Genomic DNA, 19983 nt, shown 5'->3' with positions numbered 1-19983 from the left:
CTTCACTGCCTGATTTGAGCCATCTGTCTCTGTATCATCCTTTATCCGGAACCTGAACCCCTGTCAGCCGGGCATACAGGGCATAATATTCCGCTGCCGAGCGGCCCCAGCTATAATCACCGCCCATGGCCTGCTGCGCAATTCTGCTCCAATGCTCCGGCTGTCTGTAAAATGACAAGGCTCTGCGGATGGTATGCAGCATGTCATGCGCATTGTAATTGGTGAATGTAAATCCGTTGCCTTCCCCGGTAAATTCATTGTAAGGCAGGACCGTATCATTCAAGCCACCTGTCTCCCTTACAACCGGAATGCTGCCATAGCGCATGGCAATCAATTGGCTTAGCCCGCAAGGCTCGAATCTGGACGGCATCAGGAACAGATCGGACGACGCATAAATTTTCCTGGCCAGCCCTTCATCAAATTTGATCTGTACAGCAAGCTTGTGCGGGTAACGGTTGGAGGTGTCACGGAAGACATGCTCATAATGGGCATCACCGCTGCCGAGCATGACAAGCTGCACATCATCATAGTCCATCAGCTCAGGCAGTATGCGCTCCACAAGATCAAGTCCCTTTTGCCCGGTAAGCCGCCCGACCATGCCGATCATCGGCGTGTTCCGCTGCTGCTCCAAACCGAGCAAGCGTTGGAGCTCCATCTTGTTCAGCCGTTTTGTGTTCAGGCTGGAGCGGTACGGATGAGATAAATTCGGGTCGCTTGCCGGATTGTAGCTCTGCTGGTCAATGCCATTCACAATGCCGCTCAGGCGGCTGCCAAGCCAACGCAAAGTGCCGTCCAATCCTTCCCCGTAGTATTCGCTTTGGATTTCCCGCGCGTATGTGCTGCTGACAGTCGTCACATGGTCGGAATAATTGATGCCGCCTTTTATGAAACTGACGCCACCCCTGTACTCCACCCCACCGGGATGGAAATACGAGTCATCCAGTCCGAGCAGGCCGCCCAATATGGAATAGGGAAATACGCCCTGATATTGTAAGTTATGAATCGTAAATACGGTTTTTATCGACTGATAATAAGGATTGTGTCGGTAATGCTTGTGGAGCATAGGGGCAATCATGCCTGCATGCCAATCATGGCTGTGTATCACATCCGGCTGGAATCCGATATGAGGCAAAATTTCGAGTACGGCGCGGTTAAAGAACGCAAAGCGTTCCTCATCGTCGCCATGACCATAGATACCGTCGCGTGCGCCAAAAAAATATTCATTATCTACAAAATAAGTCCGCACCCCGTCATGTTCCAGCTCAAAAACTCCGCAATAGCAGGCCCTCCAGCCCATCGGTACTTCAATATGGGTGAGATAGGTCATGGATGCGCGCAGAGCCTCCGGAATGGCCTTGTACTTAGGCAAGATAACCCGTGCATCTGAACCGGACTGACGCAGCGCTTTGGGCAGCGCGCCAATGACATCGGCCAAGCCTCCTGTCTTCACAAAAGGACTGCCTTCTGCAGCAGCGAACAACAGCTTCATGATTGCGTCCCCTCCTACACTCTCTTTATAATATCTAAGCCTTCACTGATTAAACTTACCTGGCTGGCTAGCCATGCAATTTCATGCTGCCTCCAGGCACAAGGGGCCACATCCTGCAATATTGCCTTCATGAGATGTTCAGTTCAGTCGATACAAGCGGCTTATATTTGGATGTGAAATTATGTGCGCGCAGTTCTTATATCGGCAAAAGTCCACATCCTGCACAGCTACTAAGGACATTCTACATACCTGATCCGATTTCCTCCACCATATGACAGTCTTCCGGTGTCTATTACAGGGAACGGGCGGCTTTTTTCAAAATTTCACAGGTTCAATGCAAACGATGCGTGGCCGGAATCCCCTCTACAAATGCAAAGGCCCGGTATCAAGAGTTGAAAATCCCTCTTGAACCGGGCTTAAACTTTTTTATATAAAATGAAACAGGCAGCAATTACATGTACAAGCCATATGGCTCTCTTAATAACTACAAACTTAATCCATCTACAATCGACTGCAGATTTCGCTCCATGACACCGATATAATCCAGCCCCTGCTTTTCTTCATCGGCAGTCAAGCCTTCCAACGGGTTCAGCACAAGCGCCTTCGCGCCGATTTCATTCGCCAGTGTCTCCGCTACCTTGGAGGATACAAGCGTTTCGAAGAAGATCGCCTTCACCTGATGCTCCCTGGAGAAGGTTACAAGCTCAGCCAGCCGCTCAGCAGAAGGCTCCTGTTCCGGGGACAGGCCGGCAACGGCAACTTGGGTCAGCCCATACTCTTTGGCCAGATATCCAAAAGCCGCATGCTGAGTCACCAATTCCTTGCGCTTCAGCTTGCCTATTTCTTCCTTGAACTTCGCATCCAGCGCCTCAAGTTTGGCGATGTACCCTTGCGCATTTGCATGATAAGCCTCGGTATGCTCAGGGTCGGCCTTGACCAGTGCTGCCTCAATGCTTCTTACCTGTTCAATTGCCAGACGAGGACTCAACCAGACATGGGGATCGAACTCACCATGGTCATGATCGTGATCCTCCTCATGAGCAGCATTGCTTGCATGGTCGTGGCTGCTCTCCTGTTCAGCAGGGTCTGCGTTATGCTCGTGATCGTGCCCTGCCTCGTGAGCCTTGTCTGCTGCCTCATGATTATGGCCATCCTCATCTTCATGTTCATGTCCGCTGCCCGCCATCAGCTGCACTCCTGCGCTGGCCTCTACCGCAACCAGCTTGGAATTGCCCAGGCTGCCGAGCACCTTATCCACCCAGTGCTCCATTCCTGCGCCGTTATAGATGAGAATATCCGCCTGTTCCAGCAGTTTCATATCCTGTGGCGTCGGCTCCCAGTCATGCGGTTCGGTGCCTGCCGGAACGAGATTCTTCACATCCGCCAGATCTCCTGCTACCTGCCTGGCGAATTCGGCCATCGGGTAAAAACTCGCGGCAATCGCCAGCCTGGCTTTGCCGGGCTTGTCTGCCGTCCCCGGGGCATTACTACTGCTTTTGCTTGAGCAGCCTGCTATGATCAGCGCCAGCATAAACAACACCGCCGTGCCCGTTTTCCACAATCTCTTGTTCATTCGTCTCTCTCCTCGTTTTTCTGTATTTAGACCGCCACAGCCATATCCGCTTCAGCGCAACTCCAGTGAGCAACAGCAGCAGCAGAATCAGCGCTATCGTGCCTCCCGGAGGCGTATTGTAAGAATAGGATAATGACAACCCGCTGAAAATACCTGTAAACCCAATCGCTACCGCGGCGGCAATTGCAGCCGTAAAACTACTCGTGATGCGAATCGCCAATGCAGCAGGAAGCACAATCAGCGCAGACACCAGCAGCACACCGATAATCGGCATCGCAACAGCTACGACCATTCCCGTCAGCACAGAGAAGGACAAGGACAGCCATCGTACCTTTACCCCGCCAAGCCGGGCCGTCTCCTCGTCAAAGGTAAGCTGGTACAAGGGCCGCCGCAGCACGATGAAATAGGCAAGCGCGGCAAGCGTGACGAAGCTCATCAGCCACAAGTCCGACGGCTGTACCGCTACAATAGAGCCAAACAGGTAGGCGCTAAACCCTTTGTTTAAGCCCTGGGACAAGCTCATAAGCACAACGGCCAGGGCGAGCCCCGAGGTCATAATGATTGCTACCGGAACCTCCCCATAGGTCTTAAAGGTGCGCCGCAGCTGCTCAATGCCGACAGCACCGACAATCGCCATGACAAATGCGGATGCAACCGGATTCCATTGGAGCACAATGCCAAGCGCCACCCCTGCCAAGGAAACGTGGGACAGCGTATCTGCCATCAGTATCTGTCTTCTTAGCAGCAAGTAAATACCGAGTATTGGCGCGACTACCGCAATCAGGGCTCCGGCCCAAAATGCGCGCTGCATGAATTCGTAGTAAAGCATCGCCAGCCTCCTCTCTCCTGATGCTCCAGACTGATAATCCGATCCAGGAACCGGGATGCCTCATCTACCGCATGAGTCACCATAATAACCGTTCGTTTATGACTGTTCACATGATGGCTCATCAGTTCGTAAAAGCCTTGGCGGCTGTCATAGTCCATTCCCGTAGTCGGCTCATCGAGCACAAGTACATCCGGCTCCTGTGCCAGTGCCCTGGCGAGACAAACGCGCTGCTTCTGGCCGCCGGACAGTTCCCCGATCCGTTGATTCCTAAGCTCCCACATGCCTACCTGCTTCAAGCTCTTCTCGACAATGGCATGATGCTCGCCCTTGAAGCGGCGAAGCAATCCAAGCCTTGGATAGATGCCTGATGCCACAAGCTCCTTCACCTTGCTCGGAAAGCCGCTATTAAATGAAGCAATCTGCTGTGGCACATAGCCGATTGACAGCTTCGTTCCGTCTTCCATGATCCGCGGGAAATAAACCTCCCCCCGCCACGGCTTTAGTATGCCTAGCAGAAGCTTTAACAGCGTTGACTTGGCCGCTCCGTTCTGTCCGGTCACCGCGATGAATTCTCCCCTGCCGATTTCAAGCTCAACCCCATCCAGACACGGCCGTTCATCATAGCCAAATACAACATCACGCATAACAGCAAGCTGATTCATGGTATACTGCCTTACCTCCTTTGCTGCGGGCCACTCGGCTGCAAAATTCTGCAGTTGGCCTACTAACTAGAACAGCCTGATCAAGGCCATCAAATGTTCGTCTTATTTAAATGTAATTTTTACTACTGAAAAACAAAATTAATATTATCGTAATTATTACATTTTGTAAACTGTAATTTTTACATTATCACCTAAAAGGAAAACGGCTGCCGCCTTCTTGGGCGTTCTCAGCCGTACTAAACTTGTAAAGATAATTTAACTGACATGAATGGAATTGCTTTTGATCGTACTTCACAGTATCATGCATTTAAATGCCAACCGGAACAATATACAATCCAAGCCCCTGCTCCTGCCTGACGACAACGTTTACCCCGTAAATGGCTTTCATCGTCTCCTGGTTAATGACTTCCTCCGGCGTGCCGCGAACGATGATTTCACCTTCCTTCATCACCATAATTTGATCGCTGTAACGGATCGCCTGATTAATGTCATGCAGCACCATAACAATGGTTAACCCGTGACGAACGTTCAGATCGCGAATCAGTTCCAGCAGTTCAATCTGATAGTAGATATCCAGGTAGGTCGTCGGCTCGTCCAAAAATAAAATCGGCGTCCGCTGGGCCAGCGACATGGCAATCCAAACCCGCTGCCTTTCTCCGCCGGAGAGCTGATCGATCGGACGATTGCGCTTCGCCAGCAGATTTGTACAGGTTAGGGCCCACTCAATAGCCTGCTCGTCCTCCTCCTTGTTTTGCGAGAGCATCCCTTTATGCGGCATCCGGCCGTAGCTGACCAGCTTCTCGACCGTAATGTCTGCCGGCGCATCATTATGCTGATGCACAACGGCCAGCTTTTTGGCCAGCTCCTTCGGCTTATAGCTGCTGATCGCTTTGCCGTCCAGCAAGACCTCCCCGCTTTTCGGCTCGTAGTTTTTGGACATGACACCCAGCAGTGTTGACTTGCCGCAGCCGTTTGGCCCGATAATGGTCGTCACCTTGCCGTGCTGAATGACGCTGCTTACTTTTTTCAGGTGTTCAGTCTTCTGGTCATAAGAGAATACGACATCTTTAATTTCCATGAATTCGCCCGCCCTTCCGCAGCAAAAAGATCAGGAACGGCCCGCCGATAATCGTCATAATAATGGATGCGGGAATTTCGCTTGGCGCAAGCACTGTGCGGCCGATCGTGTCCGCAGACAGAATCAGCAGGGCACCCGCAAGTGCCGAGAACGGGATGAGCACCTTATGATCCGAGCCGACCAAAAACCGTGAAATATGCGGAACCAATAGACCGACGAAAGCGATCAGGCCCCCGACCGCCGTCGATACCGCTGCCAGCAGCACCGCAACAATAGAAATGACCAGTCTTGCTCTGGTCACGTGAATCCCCAGATTTTTCGCCGTTTTGTCCTGCAAGGACAGCACATTGCACCAGGAATACAGAAACAGGGAGGCGATCAGCCCTATGCTGCCGTACAGCAGCATAATGTCGACGTCCTTCCAGATTTTCATTGTAAAAATCGAGGTTGTCGCCTGGTTCACACTGCCTGCCGCATAGCTCCCCCGGTAATTGAATGACTGTCCCATTCCTGTAAACATCGCATTAATCGCAATCCCGACCAGAATAATCCGCACCGGGCTAAGGCCGGATTTCCAGGAGAGCGAATAGACGAGAAAACAGGCAAATGCCCCGCCGATAAATGCGAATAACGGCATCCAGAAGAACAACGCCGGAAAAAAGCTGACGAACAACAGAGAAAACAGCCCTGCCCCGGAGGAAATACCGATCACGCCGGCATCGGCCAGCGGGTTGCGCATGACCGCCTGCAGCAGCACACCGGACACCGCCAATGAAGCCCCCGTATAGAGCGAGACGATAATTCTGGGGAACCGCAAATCTTTAATAATGTTAACCGTCTCATGCGTACCCGAGAATAAGCCCTCAAATAGCTCGATTACACTGACCTTGAGGCTTCCCGTCACTGCCGAATAGCAGGTCACTGCGACCAATAGCACCGTAACCCCGATATAGCTCCAGACTATTTTGTTCATGCCAAGTGTCCTTCCTGATGTAGCAGTTTTCATGTTCCCTCCGGATACATCATGTCCATGAGTGCATCCAGCGCTTTATTCGCCGCCAGATTGCCGGTCGTTCCGAAGAGCGTTTCCTCCAGATCATAGACTCTGCCAGTTTTCACTGCGTTAAAATGCTTCCAGATGTCATTCTTCTTGAATTCCTCATTGAACATGACGACGACCTCATCCGGCAGCCCGTGAGCCGCCCGCAAAATAATATCCGGATTGGCCTGCTGGAGATATTCGGTGTTGGAGGCAAGATACTCGACTTTCTCGCCTTGAACGATGTTTTTGCCCCCTGCCAGACGGACAAGGTCGCCAATATAGGAATGCTCTGTAGCGACAAGATAGCTTCCGGGAACGCCCAACAGAATCAGGACGCTTGGCTGCTTTTTGCCTGCAATGCGCTGATTAATTTCTGCCAGCTTTTGATCATAGCTTTGAATGATTGCAGCGGCCTGCTCCTTGCGGTCATAACGCTTCCCCAAATCGGCGATTTCGTCTTTCATGTGCTGGAGGCTGGTAAAATCAAGAAAGTGGGCATGAATGTTAACCGATTCAAAAATCGGCTTTAAATCATACTCCAATGTCGTAACCGACAGCACCTCCGTTGGCTTCAGCGATTTGACAATCTCCATATCCGGTTTCATCGGATTGCCCACTTTGGTCAGGCCGTCATAACGTCCGGGCAGCGTCTTCACGCTTGTGGGAATACCAATCAGATCAATATCAAGAGCAGCCATAATTTCTGCAGCAGCTAACGTTGTTGCGATTATCCGATGCTCCGGCTGTTCTGTCTGTTTGGCTGCAGACTGTGTACGCTGCTCATTTCCCTGATTCCGAATCTGTCCGGCATTTTCCGGTACAGCCCGGCTTCCCGAGCAGCCTGATAATAGCAGAAACAGCGCTGCAAGCAGCAGAAATCCCGCACTCATTTTGCCATTCATCACTTGTCTCTCTTCCTTTCCGGTTCTCTTGCCATACCCGCATTAAAATCATAGAGGACGCCAGTTTCCTGACATCCTCATGATTGGCACTCTTGGAAGGGTGCAGCAGGGCGGTACAACAGACCAACCTGTTATTTCTTGCTTATTTGGAGCTTAGCGCCTTCAAACTTGCCGTATCGAACTGGAATTGCACTGTATACTTATTGTCGTAATCCAGGCCCGGAATACCCGTTACAATGACGTGGGTATAGGCATACAGCTTATCGGTCAAATTCGGCACCTCAAACTGGACAACACGGGTGTCCTTCGCTTTATCCTCGCTGATTACTTTCACATCTGTGAACTTGGCGGCATCATGATTTACATTGCCGGGATCGGTCTTCAGCACTTTGGTCCAGCTTGCATTCTTCAAGGTAAGGGTGACCACATATTTATCGCCTTCGACCTTTACGGTTGCCGGTTTCAGCGTGTAGTCATCCATGACGGACTTCTGGTCTGTCTTATCCTTCAGAACGATAAAGTTAACCGTATATTCGCCATTGGCAATTCCTTTGGAATTCACTGCCGGAGCTTCCGGCTGTTGACCCGTCTTGGTTGGCGTGCCCGGCGTCGCAGGATCAACCGGAGCCTCCGGCTTTTCAGATACAGCAGGCGTTTGTGTGTTACTCAAGTGATTTTTCACAGCCAGAATTACCGCTACAGCCTCGGCACGGGTTGCATTCAGATTAGGAGCAAACGTCTCTTTTGTTTTGCCGCTCATTAATCCGGCTTTTACAGCCGTTGCGATTTGCGCCTGTGCCCATTGCGGGGTCTGTCCTTTGTCTTCAAAGCTTAGCGCAGTTGCTGCCTCCAGCGGGAGACCGGCAGCACGGACAACGATTGCTGCGGTTTCTGCACGGGTAATCAGATTGCCCGGACGGAACGTCTCATCCGCATAGCCGCTAATCATTCCTGCACCTACAGCTTCAGCCACATAAGCCTTGGCCCAATCCGGAATGTTCTTGACATCTTTAAAACTGAGCTGTGCCGGCTTGCCCTCGAGCTTCAGCGCTCTGCTGAGCATCGCTGTAAATTCACCACGGGTAACGAAGCCGTTTGGACGGAAGGTACCGTCGCTATAGCCTGTTACGAACCCTTGTGCCAGTGCTTTCTCAATAGCCGATTTTGCCCAGTGTCCTTCAATATCCTTCAGCTTGGCAGATGCTTCGGCCGGGGTTTCAGGCTTGTCCGGTTTGCCGGGATCTTTCGTGCCGTCCTGCTCTTTTACTGGTGTAGTGCCAAGCCTTCTCATGCTATGCTCTTCAAACATAAACGTGACATCGTAGGATGTATACGACTTTTCATCCAGTGCAACCTGGAATCTTCCGTTTACAGGCTTCGTTACATCATCGATCTGGAATTGGGCGATTTTCTGCCCGTTCTTCTCCGTAATCGGAACGTTGACCGATTCCTTATTTACTTCCGCACGAATTTCTTTAATATTTTTGTTATTCAGCACAAATGAGAAATACGTTTTGCCATAGGCGTAAGAGATCGTCCCTGGATGCGCCAACTGCTCATCTACAGCAGACTTCTCTTTAGTTCCCTTCTTCAGCACGGTGTAAGCAACGCTGTAGTCGCCCGTTTTGTATTCGGCGCTTGAGCTGTTGCCGCTTCCTGCCGATGCGGAGTACGCGGAGATGCTTCCGAATTGGAAATGAACATCATACTCGTGATGGTAGTTGATTTCCGGCCAGTCGACCTTCACCCAGGCTTTCAGCTTTTTCTTCAGATCTCCAACCTCAAACTCGTAGGTTTTGGTATCTTTCTCCTTGTCAGTGGCTGTGACAGAAGGGGTAACCAGATTTCCGCTGCGCTCTACTTTAAAGCCTGTAATGTATTGCGCCTTATCAAAAGTAATTGATACATAATTGCGTCCGTTATCTACCCTCAATACGGCCGGATGACGAACATATTGGTCCATGACTGAGGTGCTGTCGGCGTTGAATTTCAAAACTGTGTACTCAATGTTGTACTTGCCATCCTTCTGGCCTTCTCCTGGCTGTGGATTGCCCGGATTTCCGCCCGGGTTCCCTCCACCCGGATTGCCGGGGTTACCTGGATTGCCTGGGTTACCGGGGTTGCCCGGGTTACCTGGATTACCCTCTTCCTCTTCGTCCACTGCTGAAAAATCAGGCTTGGCAGTATCCACACCAAAGGAAATGGCTTTCGTTTCTGCACCCTGCTTGACCGTAAACTTGTAGGTGGAGGCAAGATCAGGCAGCGCATATTTGGCCGTTACAGCCGCAGCAAGTGTAGTCACTTGGCCCGTTTGCTTGGTGTTTCCGCTTAATGGCTCTATTACTGTAGATGTGCCGTCACTGTTCTGCTTCTCCAGCTTCTCGATTTTGGCGTCGTCTTTCAAAGCCAGCTTGATAATCTTTGTACCGTCCTGCTGAACATTCAGCTTTGGCGTTTCATTCAATACAGCTTTTAATGCCTCAGACTCACCCTCACTTGAACCTTTCAGATCCAGTGTATAGTGGCCCTTTTCAATTTTTGAAAGCTCAGGAACCCTGATGCTGCTTTTGTCAAATACGTACCGGATATCGTGGGTCGCTTTGTATGGGACAAGCACTCCATCCTTTACATATTGCGTCTCAATGAAGACTTTCCCTTTTAACTCGTTCTCAAGAGACTGAACTTCGAACTGTACGATTCTTTCTTTCAATTCCTGGTTTTCACCAATTGTTTTCACATCTTCATAGCTTCCATCGCTCTTTTGGATTTGAATCGCTTTTACCTGATGGGCGCTTTCCGTCGTGAAAGTGACGATGTACTTATTTTTTTCAACCACTACGTACTTGTCTTTAAACAATCTGTCCATTGAAGATGCTGCATCCTCCGTAGCATGCTTCACGACAAAATTGAGCAGATATTGCTTGTAGTCTAATGGAATCACGGACGCTTCAAATTTTTGAACCGCTTCTCTCAATGTCTGAACTGCAGCATCTACCTTAGCCTGGTCTGCTTCTGTATCTGCGAATGCAGCATCTGCACTTTGAATGGCTGCTTCGAGCTTGCTTTTCGCCTCTGCCGGGTAATTGCCCGCTTTATCTCCGATTACAGCTGCCGCAGCTTTTGCCTTCGTATCTGCAATCAGGGCTTTCAATTCATCACGGTTGACCGGCACTTCAGGTGTTTCCGGTTGTTCCGGCTGCCCGACTTTTACAATGCTGCCCTCGTCAAATTTAAATTGAACGATGTATTTGTTATCATATTCAAAGCCAGGAATACCCGTAACAATAATATGCGTATAAGCATTCAGCTTCGCTGAAAGATCGTTCACCTTAAAACCTACTGCCCGTGTGTCCGCCCCTGTATCTTGGCTAAGCTCGTCAACAGGTGTGTAAGCATCGGTGTTCGTACCTGCCTGATTCATATCTACACGCAAAAACTGAATCCAACTGCTGTTTTTTAAAGTCAGCGATACATAATATTCATTATCTTTGACCGTTAATTTAGCTGGTTTTACGGTGTAATCATCCATGACAGAGTTCTTGTCTGTCTGGTCAGACAACACATTGAAGTTTATCGTGTATTCCCCATCCGCCAGCTGTCCGGCAGCGTTTAACTCCTCTGCATGTACAGAAACAGGGAACTGAATGGCTCCCCATAACAGGGCAAACATAATAACCAGGGATAAATAAGTTCTAAATCGGCTTTTCACTTCGATACGCTCCTTTGATTTCTATGATGAACAGCTATTTCTTTTGACCACGTTTTACTTTCCAAATAACGAAAAATGCAGCTATAAACAAAATCAGCGCCAGCACTGAAAATGGGATGTTGCCTCCTGCTTTGGGATTCTCCATAAGGGCAGCAGTTGCTTCCCCTTGCTGTCCGGCTTCTGCTTCTACTGCTTTATCAGTGCCGGTTGTTTCTCCAACTTTTTCAGCATGATCAGCTTCTTCAGATAATCCGGCTTGCCCGGTGACTTCAGCCGTCTCTGCCTTTTCACCATCCTTGGTATTCCCGGCATCTGCTCCCTTTTCATCCTGCATCGGGGCAGCAGCTTCTTCAGCCATTACGGTCTTGCTGCCAGAGCTGTCGTTCCCGCTTGCGGTCGATGAGCCCGGGCCTTCTGTTTTTTCTGCTACAGCCGCAGCAGTCTTGTCGTGGCTTGCTTCTTCAGGAGCCTTATTGTTCGGACTTGCCTTATCATCTTTGCTGCTTTTGCTGTCTTTTGCGTCTGCTTCTCCCACGGGAGCTTTTGCATTGGCATTTCCGGAAGGCTTGTCTGTAGAAACTGCCCCGGTGTCTGACTTTCCGGGAGCCGTATCCGCCTTGTTTCCTGCGTCTTTAGCCGACTCAGCCTTGTCTCCTGAAGCAGGAGCAGCGGGCTTGTCTGAACCTTTATGGCCAGCTTGCCCGGACGAAGCCGATTTCGGCGGGGCTGCAGCTTTAACCAATTTCATTTTGTCCGTATTGAAAGCAAATCGGACCGTGTAATCATGATCATAGTCAATCGACTCCACTGTCACATGAATTTTGGCTTCTACCGGCTCTGTCAGGCTGTTTACGTTAAATTCCGTCAACCGCTTATCCGCCTTTTCGTCTGTGCTGATCACTTTGACATCACTAAATCCGCTGCCGCTTGGAACCTTGAACTCCGTGACCCATTTGCTATGATTCACCCGCATCTGAACGGTCAGTTTTCCGTTGTTCACAATAAGCGTCGCCGGTTTTTCCCAGTAATCATTCGCCATCGAGACGGAGTCATTCTCCGCCTTTAGGACGGTATAATCAATGGTGTATGTACCGTTTTCGAGTTCCGCAGCCGCTTTAACCGCAGGCACTAATCCCCACGCAGCCAAAATGATGAACAGCACTGCCGCCATCCATCCATTCCTTAATCTCATGAACCGCATTTGCACCTCCAGGGTAATGATTATCATTCTCATTATCTTCGCAAAAAAATAGTTCCTTCTCAGAAGGAAGCTGTTTCTTCTTGCTGGTTGTATTTAGGGTCAATCGCCATCCCAACACCTCGCTTGCATGACTCGCCATTCAAATCCAATAACGTCCCGGTTACCGCGAAATTATGGACGAATCCGGATGGAACAACCGTTTTGATTATCAACGGCCGACAGGCTCAACTTACGTTTTAAATACTAGCCTAATGATCCTAAATATGTCAATACCCGTCCCTCCACAATATTTTCATAATCATATTGACAGCAATAATGATATTCATTATCATTTAAGGGTATAAAAGTTGGAAATCACTACTATTTTTTTCTAAGTAAAAACAGGGGGATGACGTGAACAAACGATTACTTATACTGCTAACCGCCCTTGTATTTACGATAACAGGGTGCAGTCAGCAAGTGCCGGCCCGTAACAACAGCCAAGGGACAACCCAGTCAGACAGCAAGGCCGCAGCACTCTCCGTGAAAGACTTTGCAGATCGTGAGGTTGTCTTCTCAACCAAGCCGGAGAAAATTGTTGCGCTGAGCAATGGTGATGTGAATACGGTCTATGCTCTCGGCGGTACGCTTGCCGGCAGACCAACCAGCAAAGAAATCTCTGTCAAGGAAGCGGAGTCTGCAGAGCAAATTGGCACGACCCACAGTATTGATCTGGAGAAGATCGCTCTGCTGCATCCGGATATTGTATTGGGCAATTATCCCTTGAACATGAAGGATATCGCGTCCGTCGAAGGGATCGGCTCCAAGCTGTTGCTCACGTCCGCCAATTCCGTGGATGAAATCAAGCAGCAGATTAAGCTCTTCGGACAATTGCTGGACAAAAATGACCGGGCTTCCGAATTGATTCAGGATATCGACCACAAGGCCGAAACGATGAAGAAGGATCAGCCTGATGCAAAACCGAGAGTGCTGATTGTGTTTGGAGCTCCCGGCACTTATATGGCGGCGCTTCCCAACTCATTAAGCGGTAACATTGCCGAGCTCGCCGGAGCAGCCAATATTGCTGCGGATTATCCGAATCTGGAGAAGTACCCGCAATATGCCCAATTAAGCACAGAGCGGATTATTGAAGCCAACCCGCAATATGTGTTCATCACCGGACATGGCGATCCGAAGGAAGTGACCGCAGGTTTCCTCAAGGAAATGGAACGCAATTCGGCCTGGAACGGCATAGATGCTGTCGTTAACCATCGGGTGACGGTGCTCCCGGCTGACTTGTTCGGAAGCAATCCCGGTTCCCGCGTTCTGGAGGCAATGGATATGCTGCACCACATCCTGAACGGGGAAGGCCAGAAATGAAGCCTGATGCACGCCGAAAACGCAGAAACTGGGCATGGGTCCTTGCCCCGCTGCTGGTCATTGCTGTTTCCTTGTATGGTCTTGCCTACGGGTCAGTTTCCATATCTCTGAATGAAATATGGCAGGTATTTGCCGGAAGCAGTCTGCCCGCGCATGACAGAATCATTATGGATCTGCGTCTGCCCCGCGTCCTCATTGGCCTTTTGGTTGGAGCCTGCCTGGCATCTTCGGGAGCACTGCTGCAAGGCGTCATGAAAAATCCGCTTGCTGATCCCGGCATAATCGGGGTTTCGGCCGGAGGCGGTCTGGCTGCCATCATTACGATGATTGTGCTCCCGCAGTTTGGTTATCTGCTTCCGGTGACCGCATTCGCCGGCTCCTTGTGCACGGCAATGCTCATCTATAGCCTTGCCTGGGATAAAGGAGCTTCGCCGCTCAAAATTATTTTGGCAGGGGTTGCCATTAACGCGTTGCTAGGGGCAGCAACCAATGGTTTCATGGTGCTGTTCAGTGACCGTGTGCAGAGTGTCCTTCCCTGGTTATCCGGAGGGCTAAGCGGCAAGAGCTGGTATGAGCTTGGCTTCATGTCGCCTTATGCGATTGCGGGACTGCTGCTCAGCTTCCTGGCGATCAAGCCGGCCAATGTGCTGCTTCTCGGCGATGAATCGGCCAAGCTGCTTGGACAAAAGGTGGAAGTGCAGCGTTTTTTCATCATTTTGCTATCAGCCCTGTTGGCCGGAGCTGCCGTTAGTGTTGCCGGACTTATCGGCTTTGTCGGTCTGGTCGTGCCTCACGCCGTGCGTCTCATCATCGGGGAGGATTATCGCTACCTGTTGCCGTTATCCATGCTCACCGGAGCAGCGCTTGTCGTTTTTGCTGACACCGTAGCCCGGTCCTGGTTTGATCCGATTGAGCTTCCGGTTGGCATATTGCTTGCCGCTTTAGGCGCACCGTTCTTTTTATACTTGCTTAAGAAACGGAGAATGATGTGATGACAGCCATTCAGACGGAGCAGCTTGAGCTGGAAATGGGCCATTTTCGCCTGGACAACATCTCAGCCTCCATTCCCAAAGGGAAAATCACCGGCATCGTCGGGCCTAACGGCTCTGGAAAATCAACCTTACTTAAAGTGATGACGAGATTACTGGATGCGGATAAGGGCGAGGTGCAGATTGAACAGCGTCCTTTGAAAGATTACTCGACGAAAGAACTGGCCAGGTCCGTCTCCATGCTTCCCCAATCCAAATCAGGACTTCCGGAGTTAACAGTCAGAGAACTGGTGGCTTACGGACGTTCACCGCATAAGCGTCTGTTCGAAAGCCGGATGAAGCAGGAGGACGAGGCGATTATCGACTGGGCCTTGGAGATAACGGGGACGAAACGGCACGAAAACCGGATGTTCCATACCCTGTCAGGGGGAGAACAGCAGAAGGCCCGGATCGCTATGGCTCTGGCACAGAAGACGGATATTTTGCTTCTGGATGAGCCGACAACCTATCTGGATATCGCCCATCAGCTGGATGTGATGGAGATGCTGCAAAAGATCAATCAGGAATACAATCTGACCATTCTGATGGTGCTTCATGATTTGCAGCAGGCCGCCCACTACTGCGACTACCTGATCGCCATGAAAAGAGGAAAAATCGTCACGACCGGAACACCGGAGGACATATTAAGCCGTGAATTTTTTCAGCATGTCTATGACATTGAGGCCAAAGTCAAATTTGAAGACGGGTATCCCGTCATTATACCTTCAAAAACAAGAAGATTAGGAGCGTGTGATAAAATGGTTATCGTAACGAATACAAGCAAAATCAAACCGGGCAATGCCCATCTGCTCATTGAAAGATTCGACCGTGTCGGCAAGGTAGAGGAAATGGAAGGCTTCCTGGGCCTTGAGGTATTATTGACGGAGAACACGAAGGAATTCGAGGAAGTAACGGTCAGCACCCGCTGGGAATCCAAAGCAGCGTTCCAGGCATGGACGCGCAGCCCGGCTTTCAAGGAAGCCCACTCCCACCGCGGCATCCCGGACTACATTCTGGATAATAAAATTTCCTTCTACGAGGTTAAAATCGTCAGAAATCCTCTTCCGGCTGCTTCTGGAGAGTAGAACTCCACTTTAAGTCAAAATGGCGTATAAGATAACCCGGCTTGATCTGCAAGCTGTGAAGTTATCTTATACGCCATTTTTAATGGCTACACTCATGAGACCTAATTAGAAACCTATATGAATATCAGCGTTGTCTGCAATACTGATCAAAATGGAATGAAGCTGGTTTTACTTTTTGCTATAAGACAATCTAATCTCACCATTTTCATGTGAGGCTGTAAGCCCCAGCACCTGGAGCGACACCAGAGTCGCATTATTGCTCATAAACAGCTCCGCCCCTGCCTCATACATGCCCTGTCTGTGAAGCTTAATTTCAGGCTTGTTCGGAAGGCTGAATACAAAGACGTCTCCTTCATGAGACATGTGGTTTTTAAATAGGGTGGCCTGCACATAATCATGACCATCCAGCCGAACGTACTGGTACAAACCATTCATGTCTGCAAATACCTGAAAATCCAATGAACGAAAGGTATACTTGCTGCCAAATTGGCCCGTTTGACGATCATTCTGGCCCGGCAGCTTCTGCTCGATTCGTTCCAGCAAGCTAATAATCCTGCCTATTGCCATAAGAAAAATTCCAGGAAGGATGGAGTAAAAGAATAAAAGACCGCTCTCAGATGAAATTCCAAAAAAGGCCCCTGCGACAATTAACAATATACCTGCGACATAAAGTACTGCGACCATATTTTACCTCCTAGTAACAGTTCTTTTAGCATCGTAAACGAAAGAGATGGAAAAGTAAACCGATTAACCGAAAATTACCAGGTAAATGAAATATTAAAAGTTGACATACAAATAGGAAAAAGGCTCCTTAACTGTTTGAATTCGAACAGTTAAAGAGCCTTCCTTATAGACAGTGCCCCCTTATAAAGAAGCCCCTGATGCCACAGGCTATTCAGCCTGTATTACATCATGCCGCCCATGAGACAAAAGTATTTTTATAGGTTTTTTGAGTCCTTTGGTGGCCTTATTGTCCGATTTTCTTCAGAAATCAGTCATATATATCCAAGAAAATACGATGTGTGCGTAGAGTTCGTGGGCAAGTTGTGGGCATGGAATTATTCAGGTATGTGTGTCGTATGCGGGAACATAGGCTAGTTAGCACCTATCCGTCTCGGCGTACTAGAGCTTTGATTTATAAGGATTTTCCACATTAGAAGTTGGTTCTATTTGGTTGCCGTTCATCCTGAAATAAAGACTTTCGTCCCCAATCCGTACCATCTTAAGGGATAAACTTACCATGTGACAGCATTAATTTCTTGTGTAAGATTAATTACATTAAAAATAGATCTATGAAATGAAAAATTTTGAACTTTCAAACATTTCAATGACATCAATTATTTCTTTTTCTATATTTCTTTTATCGTTATATTCCAAATCTTCAGATTGACAATAAATAGAACATTTATCACGAATTAAATCATATAACTCAACTTCATCACTGATTATTGTATCAATATCAAAATCAGTTTCATCTAACCATTCAATATTTTCTTTATATAACTTTTCAGATATAGCCTCGGATATCATATTGTTTAGCACATCGTAGATTTCGTCATAAATAGTGTCAACAAAATCATCAAAGGGTTCTCCTTCATGATTATCAATATTACTAGCTGCACTCTCCTGAATTTTTGAAACTAATTGATCATAAATTTCATTACCTACATGGGTCGCTATATTATTTATCGATGCACTTCTTACTTGAGGCAAGTTATAAAAATCGTCTTCAAAACAAATTTTATATTTTTTGCAGATATTGTTTAAAATACAGAAGTAGGCTTCATCTCTTGCAACAGACTTAAGTATTACCTCAAAATATTTTTTATTAGTAATAACTTTTGTAAGATTATACTTATTTATTAGTGGTTCGGAAAATAACTTGCAAAATATTTCTGAACTTTTTAATGGGTTGTAAAGTCTTGCTTCGCTCTCTACCAAATTGTAGTTTTCGCTAGTAAATATTTCTCCTATAAAATTTTCTACCCAATCATTATCTAAACCTATCTTAGCTAAATCTGTATCATCAAGTTTCCATAATAACATTTTCAATAAATATAGATACGACGGCGTAGTATGTTCAATAGACTCTATAAATACTAGTTTAGGTAAGGTATTCAGTTTTAAAAATTCATAATTTTTCATTAATTCAATAAGAGGTTTTTTAAAATACATTGTAGAATCAAAGCATTCTATCTGTTCATAATACAATGCACTGGAAATTATTTTTTCTATTTCAAGACTGTTACTCATTAAATTTTTATATAGCCAGTCATTAATTGAAGGATTTAATACACCAACTTTTTCAAAATGTTTATCAATTTTTATTATTGAATTTAGCAAACGAGTAGAAACAACTTCAAATTGAGAAATCGTTGTATCTAGACTTGGAAAGTTCTCATTTTTGATTCGTTTATCAAAGCAATTTCTTAGAGTACTAAGATTCACATTAGTTTTTGTTAATGAGAAAAGTGTAAAAATAAAAATCCTGTCAATCTGTTGTAAATTTTTTATTTCCTTATCCCAAATTTTATCGGGATTTTTTAAATTTAAAATAATATACTCAAAATAGTTTTCAGGAGCGATATCCTTCACATCTCTTGTAACATAATCAATGACTCTTGGATTAAATTCGTTATTTAGGATTATTTCCAAATATTTTTTCTCATTTAATAAAGCAGAATAATGTTGCTCTGAAATATATCTATTCTTGTAAGCTTTTTTTAGATGATTATATAAAATACCAGCTTTATCACAAATATCTAAAGAAGAGTCAAAAGTGATTTCATGGACTTGGCTACTGTCGATTGCTTGTGTCGTTCTTTCACTCGTAGATTTAAACACGTTGTATACTGGGATTCTAGAATTAATCAACATTTTGATTCTATTATTTTCTTTTTTCACTTTTTTTATTAACTTCGCAATTTCTTGATCTTTTTCACTTTTTATTAAATTGTAATTTAATCCGAGAAAATCATCCAACAAAATAAAAATCTTAAGTTTTGGGTTTTTCGAAATAAAGTCTATAATTTCTCTAACTTGATTATTTTCATTAATATTTTCTGAATATAAAATGGAATACCCTCGTTCTTTATACTCAAAACATAACCGTTTTGACGTGAATGTCTTACCAATTCCAGGTATCCCAAGTAAAACGACAACTGAATTCTTATTAAACGAATCTATCACTTTCTTATAATATTTTGTTTCAAAAAACTGTTCTTGAAAATCGTCGTCAAGGTCTTCTGAATAGTTTTCAAAATCAAAATCTGAGTTACCAGTGATAATTGCCAAGATATTTATTTTAGAATCTATTACGGCGTAATTATCATTACCCTCCTGTGTTATCTTTTTCTTCTCGAACAAATAAATCCCGCCCTACTTTGGAATTTTGAATCGCCACATTTCCGTTGCCTTTTTGTTTTATATTTGATTTTACTATACTGTTTTTCTCATAAGCTCTACCACTAAAAAAACCTATTACTGCTCCACTTATTAAGCCTGCAATTATACCAATTGTTAATGAACCTTCTAATGTTGAAGGATTAAAAAAATCCACATTTTCACCTCTCTTAAATCTCACATTTCGCACCTAATGATGCTCAATACCAATAACTAGAGCAGCGATTGTGGAGGAGTATCAACTCACAAGCTTTTTTTTTCGCTTGGTCCTCGCATCGTGCTCACCTTGAGAGTCAGGAATACATCAAGCATAGATACTTCGGAATACTTCTGTTGAATTCGACAAACATTATGGTTTTTCCTCTCACTTTAGTTAATATCATCAAAGTAAAACAACAGGGAGAGTTTATCGGAGGAATTGATTGAGAAAAACAAGAAAATGTCCTAAGTGATGTTTTCAAACCCTAAGCCAACCAGATCATAGAAACAGCCAACTTTAATAATACAACGAATGTACACGATAATTTATCGTAGCCTTAGGCTTCTCCTCCAGAAGTGCAAAGTTCTTATAGATGTCGTGTCCACGATCCACCAAGACGTTTTATTCGTGATATCCAGTTCTGT

The 19983-nt window shown here is 46.8% G+C and carries 15 protein-coding genes; 3 read left to right on the top strand and 12 right to left on the bottom strand.

Annotation, left to right across the window (positions count from 1 at the left end; genetic code table 11):
* Nucleotides 1-34: 34 nt before the first annotated feature.
* From glgA to isdC, 9 genes are all read right to left on the bottom strand, one after another.
* Nucleotides 35-1489, bottom strand: a complete 1455-nt coding sequence (glgA, locus tag H583_RS0126875) for a glycogen synthase GlgA (RefSeq protein WP_028563189.1) — start codon at nucleotides 1487-1489, stop codon at nucleotides 35-37.
* Between the two features lie 484 nt (nucleotides 1490-1973).
* Nucleotides 1974-3062: a metal ABC transporter substrate-binding protein gene (locus H583_RS0126870; RefSeq protein ID WP_028563188.1), complete on the bottom strand. Its 1089-nt coding sequence runs from the start codon at nucleotides 3060-3062 to the stop codon at nucleotides 1974-1976.
* Complete coding sequence (locus tag H583_RS34445; protein WP_081667613.1) at nucleotides 2977-3897, bottom strand: metal ABC transporter permease; 921 nt, start codon at nucleotides 3895-3897, stop codon at nucleotides 2977-2979. Before H583_RS34445 ends, H583_RS0126870 begins: the two co-directional genes overlap by 86 nt.
* Nucleotides 3843-4553 (bottom strand): metal ABC transporter ATP-binding protein, encoded by a 711-nt coding sequence (locus tag H583_RS0126860; RefSeq protein ID WP_028563187.1) that lies wholly within the window; start codon nucleotides 4551-4553, stop codon nucleotides 3843-3845. The genes H583_RS34445 and H583_RS0126860 overlap by 55 nt, the downstream gene beginning before the upstream one ends.
* Nucleotides 4554-4860: 307 nt before the next feature.
* Nucleotides 4861-5631: an ABC transporter ATP-binding protein gene (locus tag H583_RS0126855; RefSeq protein WP_028563186.1), complete on the bottom strand. Its 771-nt coding sequence runs from the start codon at nucleotides 5629-5631 to the stop codon at nucleotides 4861-4863.
* Nucleotides 5621-6604, bottom strand: a complete 984-nt coding sequence (locus H583_RS0126850; protein WP_028563185.1) for a FecCD family ABC transporter permease — start codon at nucleotides 6602-6604, stop codon at nucleotides 5621-5623. Before H583_RS0126850 ends, H583_RS0126855 begins: the two co-directional genes overlap by 11 nt.
* A 29-nt stretch (nucleotides 6605-6633) precedes the next feature.
* Nucleotides 6634-7575 carry a heme ABC transporter substrate-binding protein IsdE gene (gene isdE / locus H583_RS0126845; RefSeq protein WP_028563184.1) on the bottom strand — a complete coding sequence of 314 codons (942 nt, stop codon included), beginning with the start codon at nucleotides 7573-7575 and terminating at the stop codon, nucleotides 6634-6636.
* Nucleotides 7576-7717: 142 nt separating this feature from the next.
* Nucleotides 7718-11284 (bottom strand): NEAT domain-containing protein, encoded by a 3567-nt coding sequence (locus tag H583_RS0126840; RefSeq protein WP_028563183.1) that lies wholly within the window; start codon nucleotides 11282-11284, stop codon nucleotides 7718-7720.
* 34 nt (nucleotides 11285-11318) lie between these two features.
* Nucleotides 11319-12476, bottom strand: coding sequence for a heme uptake protein IsdC (isdC, locus tag H583_RS35710; protein ID WP_161631226.1), 1158 nt, complete (start codon nucleotides 12474-12476; stop codon nucleotides 11319-11321).
* Nucleotides 12477-12878: 402 nt separating this feature from the next.
* Between isdC and H583_RS0126830 the strand changes: the two genes are divergently transcribed.
* The 3 genes from H583_RS0126830 to isdG are packed head-to-tail and all read left to right on the top strand — an operon-like array spanning nucleotide 12879 to nucleotide 15957.
* Nucleotides 12879-13844: an ABC transporter substrate-binding protein gene (locus tag H583_RS0126830; RefSeq protein WP_028563182.1), complete on the top strand. Its 966-nt coding sequence runs from the start codon at nucleotides 12879-12881 to the stop codon at nucleotides 13842-13844.
* Nucleotides 13841-14836: a FecCD family ABC transporter permease gene (locus H583_RS0126825; RefSeq protein WP_028563181.1), complete on the top strand. Its 996-nt coding sequence runs from the start codon at nucleotides 13841-13843 to the stop codon at nucleotides 14834-14836. Before H583_RS0126830 ends, H583_RS0126825 begins: the two co-directional genes overlap by 4 nt.
* The gene (gene isdG / locus H583_RS37915) at nucleotides 14836-15957 is read left to right on the top strand and encodes a heme oxygenase (RefSeq protein WP_028563180.1); all 1122 of its coding nucleotides are present in this window, start codon (nucleotides 14836-14838) and stop codon (nucleotides 15955-15957) included. The genes H583_RS0126825 and isdG overlap by 1 nt, the downstream gene beginning before the upstream one ends.
* Before the next feature lie 168 nt (nucleotides 15958-16125).
* Here the strand turns inward: isdG and H583_RS0126815 are convergent, their stop codons facing one another.
* The 3 genes from H583_RS0126815 to H583_RS36880 form a co-directional block, all read right to left on the bottom strand.
* Nucleotides 16126-16641 (bottom strand): hypothetical protein, encoded by a 516-nt coding sequence (locus H583_RS0126815; RefSeq protein WP_028563179.1) that lies wholly within the window; start codon nucleotides 16639-16641, stop codon nucleotides 16126-16128.
* A gap of 606 nt (nucleotides 16642-17247) precedes the next feature.
* Entirely contained in the window at nucleotides 17248-19323 is a 2076-nt protein-coding gene (locus H583_RS0126810) for an nSTAND3 domain-containing NTPase (protein WP_028563178.1), read from the bottom strand.
* Entirely contained in the window at nucleotides 19289-19516 is a 228-nt protein-coding gene (locus H583_RS36880; protein WP_154666007.1) for a hypothetical protein, read from the bottom strand. Before H583_RS36880 ends, H583_RS0126810 begins: the two co-directional genes overlap by 35 nt.
* Between the last annotated feature and the right edge of the window lie 467 nt (nucleotides 19517-19983).

This window comes from Paenibacillus pinihumi DSM 23905 = JCM 16419, from assembly GCF_000422505.1.
GTDB classification, from domain to species: domain Bacteria; phylum Bacillota; class Bacilli; order Paenibacillales; family Paenibacillaceae; genus Paenibacillus_D; species Paenibacillus_D pinihumi.
The sequence above is the reverse complement of the archived record's forward strand: the minus strand, read 5'-3'. Positions and strand labels throughout refer to the sequence as shown.